This is a genomic window from Parasedimentitalea psychrophila, from assembly GCF_030285785.1.
Lineage (GTDB): Bacteria > Pseudomonadota > Alphaproteobacteria > Rhodobacterales > Rhodobacteraceae > Parasedimentitalea > Parasedimentitalea psychrophila.
The window spans coordinates 4,421,390-4,437,498 of sequence record NZ_CP127247.1 but is presented as its reverse complement, the minus strand read 5'-3'; the positions used below and the strand labels follow the sequence as shown (position 1 = coordinate 4,437,498).

The following is a 16,109-nucleotide window of genomic DNA, read 5'->3' as shown; positions in this document are numbered from 1 at the left end:
TTTGCAAAGTGCCGCCCCAGATGCCTTGAAGCGACACAACCGGCCCAAGCCGGCCTCTCGCAACTGCTCCAGATGCCGCGGTGCAGCTTTCGCTTTGCTGCCATTCGTACACAGTGCAGAAAGTTCATAGGTCAACTGACGGCAGCGCGGGTCGGAGATGCCGTTGGCTCAATGTCAGCTATTCATACACGTAGTTGTACTGCCGAGGCAGCATAAAGGGCCTTGTCAATCAACGACAGTTAGGTTGAACGCACGGGCACGATATGACTGCCTCTTTCGTCAAAGATTCAGAAAGAAAAGACCACGTCACCAGATTTTCCGCTGATGCTAGCGCCATTGATTATGCCAGCCGCAACCATTTTTCCGAATACAGCTTTACTGATATCGGTTGCCGCCTCCATGTCAGCCTGTGTGGCGTACTTGGCGACTACCATTCCCGCACCATCTCCGAGGGAGAGGATATCGATGGATTCGGCACCAGCAGCTGCGACGTCACCGCGCATAGTTCCACTAGATTCGACCGCTTTGGCCATATCAGGTGATGTAAACTCAGTAATTCTGTAGACTGACATATTCGTACTCCAAGTTGTTTTAACCAATATTTTACATATCTAAGACCTATCTTTGGAAAATTTAAATACTGCACTTGATTTCGAACAACGCAGCAGCTTGTTCCTGATTGGTCGAGAGCCACCAAACTGGACATTCAAGGCAAGTATCGAAGTTGTACAAGGGCCCAGATCTGCTTTTTCGTGCAGTGGCGTGATGGCATGATTGTAAACTTTCAAGCGGGATTTTGGATCATGCGACGGCCCCTTTTTACGTATCGGATGACAACGCCCAGAGATTGATATTTTCTTCGTCAGCATATTTGTCGATGTCGGCAAGTTCGGATGCCGTGAAAGTCAGGTTGTCGATGACACCCACGCAGTCAATTACTTGTTGGGGTTTGGATGCGCCGATCAAAGCAGTAGTGATCCCGCCATCACGCAATACCCACGCAATCGCCATTTGCGCTAGTGTTTGACCCCGAGACTTTGCGATATCATTCAGTTTGTTGATATTGGCAATCGCGCGGTCGCTCAGGTAATTCGGGTTGAGCGACTTTCCTTGGCTGGCGCGGCTGTCGCTGGGGGTTCCATTCAGATATTTGTTGGTCAACATGCCTTGTGCTAATGGCGTAAACGCAATCGATCCAACACCCAATTCGTTGAGCGTGTCTTTCAACCCGTCTCGTTCCACCCAGCGGTTAATCATATTATAACTGGGTTGGTGAATGATGCAGGGTGTGCCGAGATCATTCAGAATGGCCACGGCCTCGCGAGTGCGCTTAGAATTATAGGATGAAATCCCAACATAAAGCGCCTTTCCGGAACGCACAATGTGATCCAAAGCGCCCATTGTTTCCTCAAGCGGTGTGTCGGGGTCAAAACGGTGGGAATAGAAAATATCAACGTAATCTAGTCCCAAGCGTTTCAGGCTTTGATCGCACGACGAAATCAAATATTTGCGACTACCCCATTCACCATATGGGCCATCCCACATCTCATATCCTGCCTTGCTGGAAATCACCATTTCATCGCGATACGGCGCGAAATCCGTGCGCAAAATCTCGCCAAAAGCTTCTTCGGCGCTACCAGGAGGAGGGCCATAATTGTTCGCCAAGTCAAAATGCGTGATGCCGTGGTCAAATGCTGTCTGACAAATGGAACGCTTTAGTTCATGCGGTGTGTCGCCACCAAAATTGTGCCAAAGACCCAGTGAAATGGCGGGTAGTTTCAGCCCGCTTTTGCCACAGCGCCGATAGTCCATTTTTTCATATCTGGTGTCACTTGCTGTATAGCTCATCTTAAACATACCTTATTTTGGCGGTGCTTGAGCCACATCAGAGCCAAGAGGCACGGACGGTCGCATGTTGTGCCAATTTCAATGAATGTGTCAGTCTCGCCCGACTAAAAAATCGAAGTTATAATGTTCACTGGATGGACTGCGAGGTCAAGGAAACATCGATGATCGCGGCCCTCAACAATTGCCGCAACCATTTCGGTCAATCCCGCAGTGGGGGACTGTCAGACGAATTCAAACTTGTCTCAGTTTCCCGTGGTCAGCCAGAATCTACACCAGATAAAGCTGCCGCCAATCTGCTCTCATCACGTGAACTTTCCATAGAAATGTCGTCATCTGAACAGTTGGTACAATTTTCGAAAATACTACCTCTCCCAAAAGTTGCCGCTTTGAGACGTTCATACTATTTATTCGCATATGCAGCGAACGGCCGCATTCCGCCCTTAGTGCTCTAGATGCCGCCTCATGCTGGGCCCGGCACGAATGTCGTAGACGGGTTTGGCACGAAGGGCAGCTTTGGGTCGTTCCAGCTGATGCTGAGCGTGGAAAGCGCCCGATTGCCGAATTTACTACAGGCGAGGTTCGTTAGAGCTGCCACCGCGATGGATCGGTAAACGGGAGTTCGTCATTGCTCAATTGGGCGTGACGACTGGCCAAGGAGGCCATAATGGCCTCGCCGATGATTTTTGACCAGATCCCCTGAAGGCAAATCGGGAACATCGTCCAGCAGGTGCTTTCGGCTTTCTTCCAGTGATCTGGGGACTGCTATCACGGCCTCATTTGTCGAAACCATGTCATTCATGGCCGGGGTTTCACTTGCCCCAATTGATCGCCCAGCAGGGTCGCGCGCTCGATATCACCAACGCGGCCCGCTGAGAGCCTTTGTCCCCGGAAAGCGGCATCCCCCTGAAGTTTTCCATTGAGACCCTTTAAGTGGTATTTAACTGAAGTCTCAGAGGGGTTCTGGTTGCTGGTGCTAGGTGCAATTCGCGAATTTGGCAGAGGTAGGGCAGATTAACCCAAAAATGGGCGCCAGCCTTAGGGGCGACGAGGCCTGGTGTCGCGCGCCTCGACCTGGTCCACTTCCGGGTCAATCTGCCACTCAATTGATTGGGGTGTCTGTCCAGGGCTTCAGCGCATGAGCCTTCTTGTGGTCGATCGACGGGCAGGGGGAGGTCTTTTGTTCCTTGAACCTAAAGGTCAGGAAACAGAGGCAAGGGCGGCAAAGTGATGCTCAGCCGCCTGACGGGCGCAGTAACCTCACCAGCCCTCAGCCAGTTTCGCACCGCCACATCGGTAACGCCAAGTTTGCGCGCGATCTCAACCGTTGCCAGGCCCTGGGCTTTGTAAGCGCAGGTCCGCCATTTTTTGGCCAGCGGGACCCGAGATTGCAAACGGTGGGATATGTTGGTCAGCGCATTGGCCTTGTCATAGCCCACCAGTGCGGCGACGCTGGACCGGGTTCTGGGGTTCTTTGCAATATAGATTTCAGTACCACCAAAGGCCTCGATGAACCGCAGGGTGTCGTCCAGGCCCAGGACCTCAAAATAGGGTTCAACCTGGGCGGTCGGCTTTGGGTGCGGCAGATCAGGATCGGTCATTACATGGCCCGTTTCCACCTTTGAAACCGGATCGGCGGTTTTGGCGGGAGGCTGGAATGATGGTGGCCACCACACCGCCCTGAAGCTTGTAGACAAAACCCCCAGAAATCACGCCGCTGGTGCCATCGTGCTCGCGGTGCCGGTCGACGATATGGCCGATCCTGCGCCGCAGGGCCTCAATGTCGACGCCCTGGACCCGCTGCAGATAGCGCAGGACGGCATGGTCAGAAACGCGGTGGCGGGGCTTTTTCACGAGCGGTGCTCCGACCAGTCAAAGTCGATGCCCGCGCGCCCGCCCCAGGCTTTCAGCGCCTGGATGACGGCGTCGATCTGGGGCCATTGGCGCAGCATGTCGACGTCGGCAGGCACCGAGCCCCAGGTGTTTCCGAAGCGGGCCTGAATGAATTTGTTGAGCCCGGCGCGGCTGGGATCGCGCAACGCACCTGTCTCGCCAAGCTTGGTCCACAGCACATGGATTAGGCGCAAATCTGGGCGGGAGGCGGCTTTGTGTTTTTTGGTGCCCTTTGAAGAGGGTTTAAAGCCATCGCTTTTAAGCCGTTTGATCAGCATCAAGAGTTCGGCGTGGTCCATGTCCTTCATGGAATGCTTGCCGGTTACAGCGAGCTGCAGAGCGCGGCGGGCGTCGGCGTCCATGCCAAGCTGGCGGCAGCCGACATGGACGGTCTGTTGTAAGGCGCGGCTCATGTCAGGCCTCCATGTCCAGATTGGCATCCTGAGGAAACCGATCCGCAAACCCGGCCAGACGGCGGTCAGCAGTCGCCATTTCCTCCTGGATGATCAGATTCATATCGGCAGCGGTGATACCAGCACTCTTGGCGTCACTGATGAGCAGGGTAAGCCGCCCGGACAAGGTCATCATGGCGCGGGCCTGGGCGGTGGTGGAGGCGCTAAAACTGGAATGCAGGCGCGCGCGGAATTCTTCGTTTGTCATCGGCATTTTGAGCTCCTCTTCAGGCTTTGGCGAGATCAATGGTGATGTGCTGCCAGGGATTGTCGGAGGCATCGCGCTTGTGGCATCGCACATAGGTCGCTTTGCCGACGACATGCTCGGAGTCTTTGATGGCCCGCATTGCGCTCAACCAGCGTTCGTCATCGATATCCAGTTTGGTCAGTTTGACGATCTCGGCGCGGTTGATTTTGCCTTCTTTGTCAGTGTTGAAAGCGCTGGTGATGATGGCTTGAATTTCAACGCGAGAGGTCGCTGCCCACTCAATCATGCACTCGTCCACAAGTGCCTTGGCGATCTGCAACTCGGGCCCGAAATCAATCTGATCCGCAACAGAAACGGAGATTTTGAAACAGGTGTCAAAGCTGAGAAGGGACTTGTTGCCTTTTGCGCCGCCTAGTGTCGCGCCATACTCCTGTGCCAGCAGGTCTTCATAGGCTTCGAGGTCATCGAATACGTGTTTCTTGAAGCGCGCGACCTGATCCTGCAGGGCGATCGCATGGCCGATGATTTTACGAACGGTTTCGTCGCGAAGCTGGTCTTTGGCTTTCACCATATCCAGCGGAACCAATGCGCCTTTGCCGTCGCGCATGTGAGGGCTTCCGTCGACGTCGATACGACCGTCGGGGATTGGCGCCGGATCGAACTGGCTTGAGGGTTGATTGGTCATTGTAATACCTCGTTTTGTGTTGCCTTGGATGCGGAGCCAAGGATCAAGGCCGGGTTCTGTGGGAGGCCAGAGAAACCAGCTTCCTCGGCCAGCAGGTCGAACTCGGTGCCGTTCACCGTGCCTGCGCTTTGGGCCAGAATGAAACGGGCGGTTTCCGTGGAGCGAAACGCGCGCAGGGTTGTCAGGGTCAGCGTCAGATCACCGGCACAATCAAACCGCCCGGCCCGGATGGCATGGCGCAGGGCTATGCGCTCTGGGGTCTCTGGCGTCTCGTCAATCGGGCGGATCAGGATATTGGCATCCACTTTGAAATGCCGACAAATCCGCGCCAGCAATTCAGGCCCAGGGAAGCTCTCGCCGTGGAGGTAGCGATTGAATTGGGTGCGGCGGATCTCCAGATCACGGGCAACCTGAGTGACGTTCAGCCCCTTGGTCAGCCGTCTGAGGTTCGCGCCCAGAACATCGCGCAGCTCTTGCGGATCTTGATTGCGTTTAGGCACGGGGTAATCTCCTCGTTTTGAAGACGGGTTTAAAATCGATTTCAGGGGTGGGCGTTTCCACCGCCTTGTTGGACCTCGGCATGTTGCGGGGGCACTTTCTGCAGAACCGGGTCATCAGAATGCGTTGCGGCCCGGCTGAGGTACCTTTGCGGATCTCGTCGCGCCAATGCAGGCAGACCTCCGAGCTGATTTCACCGATGGCAGGGCACTCAATATCGCCGCTTATGTAGATCTCACGCACCCGCATGGCGACGTTGTCATAGCTGCCCATATAGCTCTTGCGGATGACCTGGCTGACGGCGGCGGCGCTGATGCCAAGGCGGGTTGCCACCTTGTTTTGCGAGCTGCCGTCGCACTCCCTGACCAGGGTCATGATCCAGTCGGGAACATCATCGCCCCAGGCGTCCTGAGCGACGATCTCGCGGTCGCTGATTAGGTGGTTGCCCATGTGGCTTCCTCCCCCTGGACATAGACAACGCGGCCCTCGTTGGCATCGGTCACAACCGGCACTCGCTTCACTGTTGGGGGCAGGGGGCCGGTGTCGCGCACCAAGTGGTAGCGCACCGATTGCGCGGCCACTCGGCCTCGGCGGGTGTCCTTCAGGTACCCGGCCTTTTGCAACGTCGAGCAATAGCTGCGGATGCTCTTTTCCGAGAATTCATCTTCCAGCCCGGCGAAGGTCATCAGCAGGTCTTCAATGGTGAACTTGCTGGCGGCGCGCATGGCGGTCCAGATCCGACCCTCTTTGGTCAGGCGTTTGTCCTTGGCCCGGTGCATGATTTCCGAGGGCGAAAACGCGGTGTAATAGGGCTTGGCGTTGTCATAGCCGGCGGATCGCAACAGACTGGCGCTTTCCAGTGACCGCAAAAACAAGGTGACCTTGTTGTCGGGGGCGATTTTCTGGGCCAGGACATGGTCGCGGGTGAAGCGGATCTGGCCGCGCACAAAATCCCAAAGCTTTTGATCCTCAGCCGTGTCCGGCGTCCAGGGCTGCACCGGCAGGCTGATGTCCTGGCCTGCAGAGATCTTGGAATTCAGGGTGTCAGAGCGCCGTTGTGCATCCTGGACGCTGGTATCAATCTGGGATGCATCGCCGGAAAGGGTGGCCGGATCTTGCGCGGTGTAATAGCGGATGTTGGCTTTACGCTGATAGAGGGTCACCAGGCCGAGACGGGCCAGGTTGCGCAGGTAGTTTGTCCGTTTCCACTCACCTGCAGCGCAGAATGCTTCGACGTCAGCGTGGGTGAACACCTGCCGGGATTTAATGAACCGCCAGATTTCCTCCTCATGCGGCCCTGATGGAATGTGGTCGCTCATAGAGCGCCCCCAACGGCGAGAAATTCGTTCCCGGCCGGAAAGGGTTCCTTGCCCCAGTCCTTCAGGGTCACGGTCTGCATGTTCCAGGTGCGCGCCATGGTTCTGACATGGGCAATGCAGGTGCAGATCTCGCGAACCTTGCCGCGCCGCAGGGTGACAATATGTTCCAGCAAGTCGGGGGCAATTTCGATGCCGCGCCCATAATATCCGGTAAGGGATTGGGCATCCTCCAGACTGGCCGGATGGGCTGTGACCCGCTGCATGACCCGGCTGGCGATGGCGGTATATTTGGCAAGGTTAGCCGGGAAGTCATAGGGGCCAATCAGGATCAGCGGCACGTCTGAGCGGTCATGCAGAAACCGGATGCTGTCGATCATGCGGGGTTTCAGGGCGTGGTCGGCCTCGTCAATGACCAGGGTGCGGCCAGCCTGGGTCAGGCTTTCTTGGGCGCGCATTTCCAGATAGGCGGTGGAGCCTTTCTCCCTGGCACCCAGCTCACTGAGGAGCTTCTCAAACAGGAACTTGCTGGTGTAATTGTTGGTGAGCTGAATATGCAGGATGTCCTGATGCGCCGAGGCAAACATCGCTGCGTGGGTTTTGCCAACACCGGGTTCGCCGTGGAAAACACCAATGCCGGGCAGGCCAATGTCGCGGTTTTCCAGCGTCTCAATCAATGAGCTCAATAGGTAAACATTGGTCAGCGGCTTTACATATTCGCCGAGTTTTGTTTTTTGTAACATTGTGGTGCCTCTTAAATTTAGTGCCATTGGGACGGCGTCTTGGCGTTCAACCGGCGTCGTCCCGCTTTGCAAATTGCTCTACTTTGTGAAAACCGCGATACTCGGGCAGCTCGATGTAGCTGCGCAGCCAGTCGGCCTCGCCACTGCCAACCCGTTTCCCGGCCTCCGATTTCGCGATGATGTCTTTGGCGTCCCGGAACCGCTCTCTGGGTGTTGATGCTGGCTGAAACCGCCCCACCGCTTTGGGTTTTGGATCTGATTTCTTCCTCTGTTCTACGCGGCTCTCAAAGGCCTTGCGGGCCTCAACCACTGCCGGATCTGACGTGACCTGGTGGCGTGGAACTGTGACCGGTTTTTTGCTAAAAACAGGCTTCACAACCTTGGCCACCAGTTGAGCCGGCAGGTCGGGCGCGCGGGCATCCATGTCGGCGGCAATGTCTTCAATCGACAGCGGCCGATGGGCGTTCAGAAGCTCCTTTTGAGCCTTCTTAATCCGCTGTTTGCGGCGCGCCGCTTCCCTTGCGCCTGTAACGTCAAAGAACCCGACTTTTTGCTGACATTCGGCAAAGCCCAGGTAAGAGCCGCCGAGCTCATAAATGTGGACGCCGGAATGCAGATCCTCGGGATCAAACCGGGCCACAACCCGGTCGCCTGTGCGCTCAGACATCCAGTTTGAGTGGTAGAAATTGCCATAGAGCTGGAACTGGCCGCTGTTCCTGTTCAGCTTGCCAACCTCCTGACCCATCAGCCAAAGGCGGCGTTGATCTTCTGTCGCCTTGCGGACGGGGGCTTTTGCGTAGCTCTCGGCAAAGGTCTCGTCAAAGGACCGGCCCCGCGCCGTGGCAGACAACCGGCCCTGGCGGGCGTTGTGCTCGGCAATACCCTCGGAAACTACCTTCAGGAAGGTGTCCAGCGGCACAGCGCGACTGCCATAGTTCTCGGGTTTGGCATCGGGGCGGTTGCCGGTGTAGGCGCCTTTGAAACGCGGGTCCTTGGCAATGCTCGATGCAAAATCCCGGAAACCGCGTTCAATCGGCTTGGCCTGGCCATGGGCCGGAGTGGCCCAGTGGAACTTAATTCCCATCAGGGGCAACACGCCAAGTGGGTCGTCGTCGCGCACCTTGAACCGGAAGCGGGTAGGGGCGCCGCCCGTCATCCACTTGTTGGCGAACTCGCGGCCGTTATCAAACAGGCAATGGCGCGGAATGCCCCAGGTTTCGACAAGTTCTCCAAAGGCTGCCATGACCATGACCTTGTTGGGGTCGTTGTCGACGCGCCAGCTTAGCATTTTGCCGGAATACAGGTCTTGAAAGGCGACAATCTGAGGCCGGTTTATGGTGCCATCCGGCCAGCGCACGAAGACGTCGATCTTGTGGCAATCGGCGTTGACGCCCTCCAGGGCGGTGAGAGTAGATCGGTCGCGGATCTGGGCTGGGAAGCAACGCATCAGCCCGCCTTCGCCTTCTCGGGCAAAGACCTGAGTGACGCGCGGCACCTCGGCGTCCAGACGTCGCCTGGCCGTCTTGTTGGTCGGGACATCCCAGCCCTCATGCCTGGCCTTGGCGCAGGCGTCTCGGTAAACTTGGGCATATGTCGGCTGTTCAAGGCGCAGATAAAGGCTCTTCAAATAGTCCATAAAGGCCTGGTTGCAGGGCGCTTTGATGGGCTTTCGCTGAGCCAGCCGATTGCGCGGCACCAGGTAGGCCAGGCGGTCCTCTGGCGCGACGCCTTCAACCATCCCGATCCAGTTGTAAATGCTACGGGCAGAGGAGCCACATTGGCGCGCGGCCTCGGCAACGGCGTGAACATGGGTGACGCCAGACTGATGCAGCCCATCCACCATTTGCAGGGCGGTCAGCCGGGTCCTGGCCTTAGTTTTTGCGGTTTCCGGCAGGCTATCAAACATCGCCCAGGCAGCACCCCGATCCGGGCGCTCGTCAGGGGCCTCGGCGGCCTCGGTCAGCAGCTTGCGCCGCGCTGCTAGGGGCAACACCGACCAGTGGTAAATCCAGCCGCTGCCACGCCCGACCTTGCGCTTGGCGCAGCCTTCAATGCAACGCCAGACGAACCGTTCAGCGAGTGAGTTTATGCCCCGCTTGCTGCCCGGCAGTTCGGGGAGGCCAGACGCCGCCAGCTCTTCGGCTGTCCACCAGATTTGTTTGGGTTCAACGACGCTCATCAGATCACCCCGCCCTTTTGGTGCTGAACTGAACGATCTCAGCGTCTATCTCGGGGGCTTCGCCACTCTCGATAGGGGCCTCTTCGCCCAACAGTTCCAGCAGCTCGTCGCGGTGATCATCAACAAACCGTCGGCGGGCTTCTTTTGGGGCCCGTGCATAGGCGTCGTTTAACTTGCCCCGCGCAGCCTCAATCGGATCTTTTACGGCCGTGCCGGGGGCTTTCTTGCGGGCCAGAACTTCCTTGGCCGATTTGGCGCTGCCGTCGCCTAGGGCGCGGCAAATGTCATAGCGATCCGTGGGGGAGCAGCATTTGGCGATCTCCTGCAGGTCTGAAAGCGAGACCTTCTTAGGGGCGTCGCGGAGCTCTTGGATCTCGCGGGGTCCGAGGGACCTCCCCGCTGCAACAAGACGGCGTACTGTGCGTTCATCTACACCCATTTTGTCGGCGGTTGAGGTGACGAAGGATGCGACGGACATTGTGTCCGCCGCATTCCAGCGTTTAGCGGCTAGTTCGGTGCCAACAGCCTGTTTTGTTTCTGGGTAGGCCTTCTCATAGACCTCTTTGCGGGGCGCAAAAAAGACAGCTTTTTCCAAAAAATCCAACTCGGCGTGGGCCAGGTTGTCGTCAATCTCTGCCAGATCCGCCCAATCTTCGGTACAGTCCCAGATCTTGGCGGGGATTTCAGCGTGGCCCAGGGCGCGAAACGCCGCTATCCGATGGCCGCCGGCTATCAGCCGCAGCTTGCCGGTTTTCTTGATTTTGCGGACTTGGATCTCGGATTGCAGACCAAGGGGCTCAATCGAGTGGGTCAGGCTTTTGACAGCCGTTTCCGACACCGGGCGCAGCCGGTTCGACGTGTCGATGTCATCAAGCGGGATTTCTTTAACTTCAATCAGGCGTGGGGGACGCATGGGGGATGCTCCTAAATGAAAAATTACCGGGTGGGGGAGAACACTTCAAATGACCGATCCTGCCCCCCTGGTGGGGCCAGTTTTATGGTAGCAAGAGCCTGTATTTGTTCACCAATATTCATCTGAAAATTTCTCCAGCCAAAAGTCCGAAAATGAGAATTATGAACAGGCTGGCTGCGCCGAGGATCTCCCCGAGCCAGAAAAGGGAGGTTGCAAACCAGGCGCGCCGGTCTTGGCCCCAGCGTCTCTGCATCAATGTGCAGGTGCTAGGGCCCGTCTCCGCGAGTGGTGGGCTAGAATAAAAAGCCCCCAGCGGCGCATCCCCATGGCCGCCGAGGGAGTTGCCCAACTGGGCCCGAGCAGGGGCGTGGTTGGAAGGGGTGTAGGGGGTCATGGTGCCCTCCGGGGGTGCAACCGGGACTGCAACGCTTCGGCAACGCTGCTGGCATGTTGGTTCACGCGTTCTGAATAGGCCCGTTCGACTAGATCGCGGCCCGCGCGTTCAATGACGTTTTCCCGCAGTTCCTGTCCTCGGCGGCCGCTGGACTGGCCATATAGCGCATTGCGGGCCGAGCTTTCCCCGATCTGTAACTCCTTACACCACGCGGAAAAAGTGGTTTCACGGGTCCGTAAAAGGCCGATAATTACGTCATACAGGATCACGCCCGGCTGGTATGGGAATGGCTTTTCGATCATAGTGCCTCGCAAACTGCGTTCCGATGTTGTTACGCACGCTATGTATTCAATTGGATGCCTTGGGATTTCGACTACGGCAGGAACGCGAAACACTTGGTTTTAACCAAGGTGATTTTGGTATTCTTGTGGGCGTAAAAAAGAATGCACAGCTCAACTATGAAGCAGGACGAAGATCTCCGGATGGAGAGTATTTCATGGCCGCTGCAAAAGCAGGTGTAGATGTTCTCTACGTGCTAACGGGAGTGAGCGAGAGGCGTGAGATATCGAAGGCCATGAACGATATATATACTAAGGCCAAGGAAGAGGCTTTTCGCCCTGGAATGGAAGCTCTCCAGCGGATGCATGAGGCCGAAGGTGAGGCCGTAACCAAAAACATAGAAGACGCGCGCCGCTCCGAAATGGAGGCTCTCCAAGACTCGGTCAAAGCCACCAGGGACAGTTGGACGGGGCAGGGGGAACGCGCAATCCAGGAAGTTGACCGGTCTAAATTGAATAATTTCACGCTTGTCCGCCGGTTTGACATTGGCTTGTCAGATGGGGCGAGACTGATCCCGGTTGAGAATGCCGAGGCTGATCACATTGCGGTCTCGCGGTCTTGGCTGCGCAAGCATAACATGGCCGCCGATCTGTGCGTATTGGTCAAGGTGAACGGCGACAGTATGTCTCCTACTATCCCCGGCGACTCACTTGTCCTGGTGGACATATCTGACATGCGAAGCACCCGCGAAGGTATTTATGATTTTAGACGGGATGGCGAGGCCTATATCAAACGTCTTGTGCCTGTTGGTGTGACCGAAGATGACAAACCGGCGGCGTTGGTCATTGTTAGTGACAATCCGTCCATCTTCCCTGAAACTATTTCGGGCGAAAGATTGGCGGATATCCGCATCGTTGGGCGTGTGAGGTGTGTCATCGCAGATCTTTGACGGCCGCTGTGATGAGCAGGAGTGACCAAATTGCGGATCTTTGTTGGACTTCGCTCGGATCAGCCCATTTGGTGCTTTCGGCCCTCAGCAGCCATTCGTGACCACTGCAGTAATTGGTAACAATGAGCTAAATTTACCACATGCCACATAGGGTTCGAACCGGGGCAAAAACATAGAAATGGGTCGTGAGCATTCGTTGAAAACTAAAGAATGCAGTTGGGGCCACGGTCACTCGCTGTTTTCGTCAGGCGATCAGAAAAGGAAGTTTCCCTGGAATTAGGTGTGAGAATCTCAAGGCCTCCCTCCCTCAAGTTTCTGCACCCATCAGGTTTTTGAGGTTAACTACCAGAGTGCGGGCAATATCACCGGTCCAGTGCTTTTTTCTGCAAGGGCACGTGCTGCCGCCTCGACTTGTTCGCGTTCCATTGCAGGCCAAGCTGCGGCTTCTCCCCGCACTCCATGGGTGCGAAAGGCGTTCAGCCGAACTCGAACCGGGCCCTCCAGAGATTGGGTAAAAGCCATCAAGCTTTCGATTTCACCGGCGGTATCGGTTTGGCTCGGGACCATAAGATAGCGGAGCTCATATAGTTTTCCGGCGGTGTGCAACATCCTTGCGCTGTCCAACACCCGCGCATTGTCACGTCCCGTTAGCTGCCGGTGGGTGTCGCAGTCAAAGGCCTTGATATCCAGCATGACACCATCTGTGACATCCAGCACCGTCGTCCATGCCGCAGCGCCCAAATAGCCGTTTGTGTCAATGAACCGCGTCAGGTGTGCCAGCGCCGGATCGCGCCCCATCTCGGTAAAGAGGGCCTTTGTGAACGGCAGCTGCATCGTGGCCTCGCCGCCTGACACGGTGATGCCCGAAACAAAGTCCTTATGCTTGCCCAGCAGAGTAAGAATGTCGTGAACACTGTAGGTCTGCACCATCGGGTTGGCATTAATCGAACAGGCCGCAAGACAGGCGTCACAATGGGTGCAAAGCGCCGGGTCAAACCGGATTTTACCACCCTCCAGCATCAGCGCATCCGTCGGGCAATCCGCAATGCAATCTCCGCAATCATTACACCGCCCGATGGTGTGCGGGTTGTGGCAGGTGATGCAATTGAAATTGCATCCCTGCAGAAACAGCACGATCCGATTGCCCGGCCCATCGACGCAGGACCACGTCAGGATCTTACTAATTTGTGCCTGCAAGGAGCTCATTTGCGACCACTCGGGGTTTGCGTTGCAGGATCAAGGTTTGCTTGGAGGCCTCGGCGCCAAGGGCGGTGGTGTTGGTTCGCGATCCTTGTTCGGCGTGAAACTGTGCGACATCAGATAGCCGGATCATATAGCCCGTCACCCGCACAAGATCATTGCCGCCTACATTGGCGGTAAACTCACGAAACCCTTTCGCAAAGGCGCCTTTGCACAGATCGGTAACCGCCTCTGGGTTTGCCTTGATGGTTTCATCCAGCGTCAAAATCTCACTCACACCCGAGCCATAATATTGATGATGCGGAGCAAGGGCCAGCACATGGGTCACAGGATCGGGTTCGGTGCCATAAGGGATGCGTACGCCAGGGGTGAAACCGGTGTCAGTGGAAAGCCCGGCTTGCGAATGCAGCATCGCACGGCCCTTCCAAACGTTCTTCATCGGGCGCTTGGACACCAGCCCATCCAATAGGGCGGAGATTTTGTAACCGAGTGCGTTGGCCTGTGCATCATGGCCATAACGCCCCGTTGCGCCGATTTTGTCTTGCAGTTCGTTCACCGCCTCGGCCATTGCGAAAATGCCGAACATGGCGGTAAATCGTGTTTCATCCAGCCAGCCCTCGGTCACAAGGAAGCTGTCAAAGAACCCCGATTGGTTGAACAGATAGTCGATCCGAGCTTCGGTCAGGCGGAAATTCAGGTCGACATAATGGGGCAGCTTGTTGGTCAGGAAATCTTCAACATCATCCGACTGCTTGGCCACCTTTGCCAGATTGATCCGCGTTAACGTCGAAGCCCCGCCTTGCAGTGGCAGCGCGTTATAGCAGCTGACAATACCATATCCACGCTCCCCGAACACTTCATCATGCAGCGGATGGTTGGCGATATGGGGCTTGGAGCACTTGGTGATGTTCGACGCTGCCACCTGCAAGATTGCGTCACTGCTGATTTTGGGATCGTAAAGAAAGGTCAGGTTCGGAGCGATCTGCTTTAGCTCGGCGTCGACCTGCAGGATGATTCTGGCGACCCGGTTGTCTGTGGGGCCGATATTGGCATGCATGAATGCGTCTGGCAGCACTCGGTCCAGATAGCGCCAGAACAATTTGATTTGCTGATACAGATCCGCGTCAGTCACACCGTCGCAAAACGGCAAAAGCAAATCGTCCAGCTGACCGATATAGACCGGCATGGCGGTCACAGATGGTACATGGTGATAGGCGATCATCAGAGTATGAATCGCTTCGTCCAGTGTTTGTGGCACCGGCAGTTCCAGCCATTCGCTGCCGTTTTTCAGTACCACACCGTAATCCGGCAGCACATAGCGCGGCTTATAAGGGGCGTGCCCCTCGTACATGTCACAAATCAACCGCGCCTCCAGCGCGTCTTGGGTTTCCCTGTCCAAGGCAGGGTAAGGCAGCGAGTTTTCAGCCTCCAAAGACAGGGCACGGGCCTTTTGCGCCGAACTTAGGGTCGGGTCGTTCACGATGTGACGGATGTGTGGGGTTTCACTCGGCATATCGGAGTCCTTTGATCACGGTGGCAGGTGGGCACAGCACCTGCACGAAATGTGCACAAATATGATGATACTCGCAAAGAAACCTGCTTAGAATAGCGAATACGCGCATTAAGCTGGACAAAAACCGCATCCATGGCTGATTTCACCAAATCCGAGGTCTTCTTTCACAACGCCGGGCCCTTAGCGTCACCCTGGCCTTATGCCATTGCCGCTGCCGGGCGCACCTGTGTCTCAAGGCGCGATGGGATGGTCCGCCGACAATACCACGAACACACCCTGATCCTAACGGTGTCAGGGCAGGGCTGCATCAAGGTGGCAGATGGTGAATTCCCCTGTGCAAAAGGCGACCTTGCCTGGCTAGACACCTCTAAGAAATACCAGCACGGCGCGGTTGAAGGGCAGGAATGGCGTTATGTTTGGGTGGGCTTGTCGGGATATGGCCTGGACCACTTGCATGAATTGATCGGCTTGCCGAAACAGCCCGTTATCGCCGACATGGACCATCTGCGACCCAGTTTCGACCAAATCGTGCGGATGCTGGCCGAAAGACATTCCGCTGCCGAGGCCGTGACAAATGCAAGCTTTGCCCAGATTGCGTCAGATCTGTTTTTCAAGCGACGTCCCAGGATCGTCGACAGCGGCTCTGACCCGGTATCCAAGGTCATGCGGCACCTGCGCGACGACCTTTCCCGCAAGTGGGACATTTCCACCCTGTCAGACATCGCAGGGCTCTGCCCGTCGCAGTTGTTTCGCCGGTTCAAAGCCGTGAGCGGCACCACTCCCAAAAACTGGCTGCGGCAAGAAAGAATGGTCCTGGCGCGCCACCTACTGGTCGCAACCAGTGATGATATTGCAAGCATCGCCTTGCGCTGCGGTTACAGCGACCCATTTCATTTCAGCCGAGACTTCACTCGCACAAATGGTCTCTCGCCACGTCAGTTCCGTGCAAATGCGCGGGCATAGATTATTCACCCTTATGGCGGGTTTTCCTGTGCTGGCCACGGCAGCTGAAACACCCGGTTTTACAAAGCGGGAACGGAGT

The 16,109-nt window shown here is 56.4% G+C and carries 18 protein-coding genes; 2 read left to right on the top strand and 16 right to left on the bottom strand.

What is annotated here, in order from left to right:
- Positions 1-287: 287 nt before the first annotated feature.
- The 14 genes from QPJ95_RS21405 to QPJ95_RS21340 form a co-directional block, all read right to left on the bottom strand.
- Positions 288-572 carry a hypothetical protein gene (locus tag QPJ95_RS21405; RefSeq protein WP_270920580.1) on the bottom strand — a complete coding sequence of 95 codons (285 nt, stop codon included), beginning with the start codon at positions 570-572 and terminating at the stop codon, positions 288-290.
- 247 nt (positions 573-819) lie between these two features.
- On the bottom strand, positions 820-1,848 hold the full coding sequence (mgrA, locus tag QPJ95_RS21400; RefSeq protein ID WP_270920581.1) for an L-glyceraldehyde 3-phosphate reductase: 1,029 nt from the start codon (positions 1,846-1,848) through the stop codon (positions 820-822).
- A 1,190-nt stretch (positions 1,849-3,038) separates the two neighbouring features.
- A complete protein-coding gene (locus tag QPJ95_RS21395; RefSeq protein ID WP_270920582.1) occupies positions 3,039-3,446 on the bottom strand; it encodes a helix-turn-helix domain-containing protein in 408 nt (135 codons plus the stop codon).
- Entirely contained in the window at positions 3,433-3,699 is a 267-nt protein-coding gene (locus QPJ95_RS21390) for a hypothetical protein (protein WP_270920583.1), read from the bottom strand. Before QPJ95_RS21390 ends, QPJ95_RS21395 begins: the two co-directional genes overlap by 14 nt.
- The gene (locus QPJ95_RS21385; protein ID WP_270920584.1) at positions 3,696-4,151 is read right to left on the bottom strand and encodes a gp16 family protein; all 456 of its coding nucleotides are present in this window, start codon (positions 4,149-4,151) and stop codon (positions 3,696-3,698) included. Before QPJ95_RS21385 ends, QPJ95_RS21390 begins: the two co-directional genes overlap by 4 nt.
- Before the next feature lies 1 nt (position 4,152).
- Entirely contained in the window at positions 4,153-4,404 is a 252-nt protein-coding gene (locus QPJ95_RS21380) for a hypothetical protein (protein WP_270920585.1), read from the bottom strand.
- 13 nt (positions 4,405-4,417) lie between these two features.
- A complete protein-coding gene (locus QPJ95_RS21375; protein WP_270920586.1) occupies positions 4,418-5,083 on the bottom strand; it encodes a DUF3164 family protein in 666 nt (221 codons plus the stop codon).
- Positions 5,080-5,583, bottom strand: a complete 504-nt coding sequence (locus QPJ95_RS21370) for a helix-turn-helix domain-containing protein (RefSeq protein WP_286018201.1) — start codon at positions 5,581-5,583, stop codon at positions 5,080-5,082. The genes QPJ95_RS21375 and QPJ95_RS21370 overlap by 4 nt, the downstream gene beginning before the upstream one ends.
- On the bottom strand, positions 5,576-6,031 hold the full coding sequence (locus tag QPJ95_RS21365) for a hypothetical protein (protein ID WP_270921299.1): 456 nt from the start codon (positions 6,029-6,031) through the stop codon (positions 5,576-5,578). Before QPJ95_RS21365 ends, QPJ95_RS21370 begins: the two co-directional genes overlap by 8 nt.
- On the bottom strand, positions 6,016-6,900 hold the full coding sequence (locus tag QPJ95_RS21360; protein WP_270921298.1) for a hypothetical protein: 885 nt from the start codon (positions 6,898-6,900) through the stop codon (positions 6,016-6,018). Before QPJ95_RS21360 ends, QPJ95_RS21365 begins: the two co-directional genes overlap by 16 nt.
- Positions 6,897-7,640 (bottom strand): AAA family ATPase, encoded by a 744-nt coding sequence (locus QPJ95_RS21355; protein ID WP_286018200.1) that lies wholly within the window; start codon positions 7,638-7,640, stop codon positions 6,897-6,899. The genes QPJ95_RS21360 and QPJ95_RS21355 overlap by 4 nt, the downstream gene beginning before the upstream one ends.
- Positions 7,641-7,686: 46 nt before the next feature.
- Positions 7,687-9,819: a transposase domain-containing protein gene (locus QPJ95_RS21350; protein WP_270920916.1), complete on the bottom strand. Its 2,133-nt coding sequence runs from the start codon at positions 9,817-9,819 to the stop codon at positions 7,687-7,689.
- Between the two features lie 4 nt (positions 9,820-9,823).
- On the bottom strand, positions 9,824-10,732 hold the full coding sequence (locus QPJ95_RS21345) for a ParB/RepB/Spo0J family partition protein (RefSeq protein WP_270920917.1): 909 nt from the start codon (positions 10,730-10,732) through the stop codon (positions 9,824-9,826).
- Positions 10,733-11,122: 390 nt separating this feature from the next.
- Positions 11,123-11,428, bottom strand: a complete 306-nt coding sequence (locus QPJ95_RS21340) for a hypothetical protein (protein WP_270920918.1) — start codon at positions 11,426-11,428, stop codon at positions 11,123-11,125.
- A gap of 23 nt (positions 11,429-11,451) precedes the next feature.
- On the opposite strand from QPJ95_RS21340, the gene QPJ95_RS21335 reads away from it, so the two are divergent.
- Complete coding sequence (locus QPJ95_RS21335) at positions 11,452-12,354, top strand: XRE family transcriptional regulator (protein ID WP_270920919.1); 903 nt, start codon at positions 11,452-11,454, stop codon at positions 12,352-12,354.
- Positions 12,355-12,696: 342 nt separating this feature from the next.
- Here QPJ95_RS21335 and QPJ95_RS21330 read toward each other — a convergent pair whose 3' ends face one another.
- Together QPJ95_RS21330 and QPJ95_RS21325 are read right to left on the bottom strand one after the other, a co-directional pair.
- Entirely contained in the window at positions 12,697-13,560 is an 864-nt protein-coding gene (locus QPJ95_RS21330) for a YjjW family glycine radical enzyme activase (RefSeq protein ID WP_270920920.1), read from the bottom strand.
- Positions 13,535-15,067, bottom strand: coding sequence for a YjjI family glycine radical enzyme (locus tag QPJ95_RS21325; RefSeq protein WP_270920921.1), 1,533 nt, complete (start codon positions 15,065-15,067; stop codon positions 13,535-13,537). The genes QPJ95_RS21330 and QPJ95_RS21325 overlap by 26 nt, the downstream gene beginning before the upstream one ends.
- Before the next feature lie 132 nt (positions 15,068-15,199).
- Here QPJ95_RS21325 and QPJ95_RS21320 point away from each other — a divergent pair, with 132 nt between their 5' ends.
- Positions 15,200-16,030, top strand: a complete 831-nt coding sequence (locus QPJ95_RS21320; protein ID WP_270920922.1) for a helix-turn-helix domain-containing protein — start codon at positions 15,200-15,202, stop codon at positions 16,028-16,030.
- Positions 16,031-16,109 lie beyond the last annotated feature (79 nt).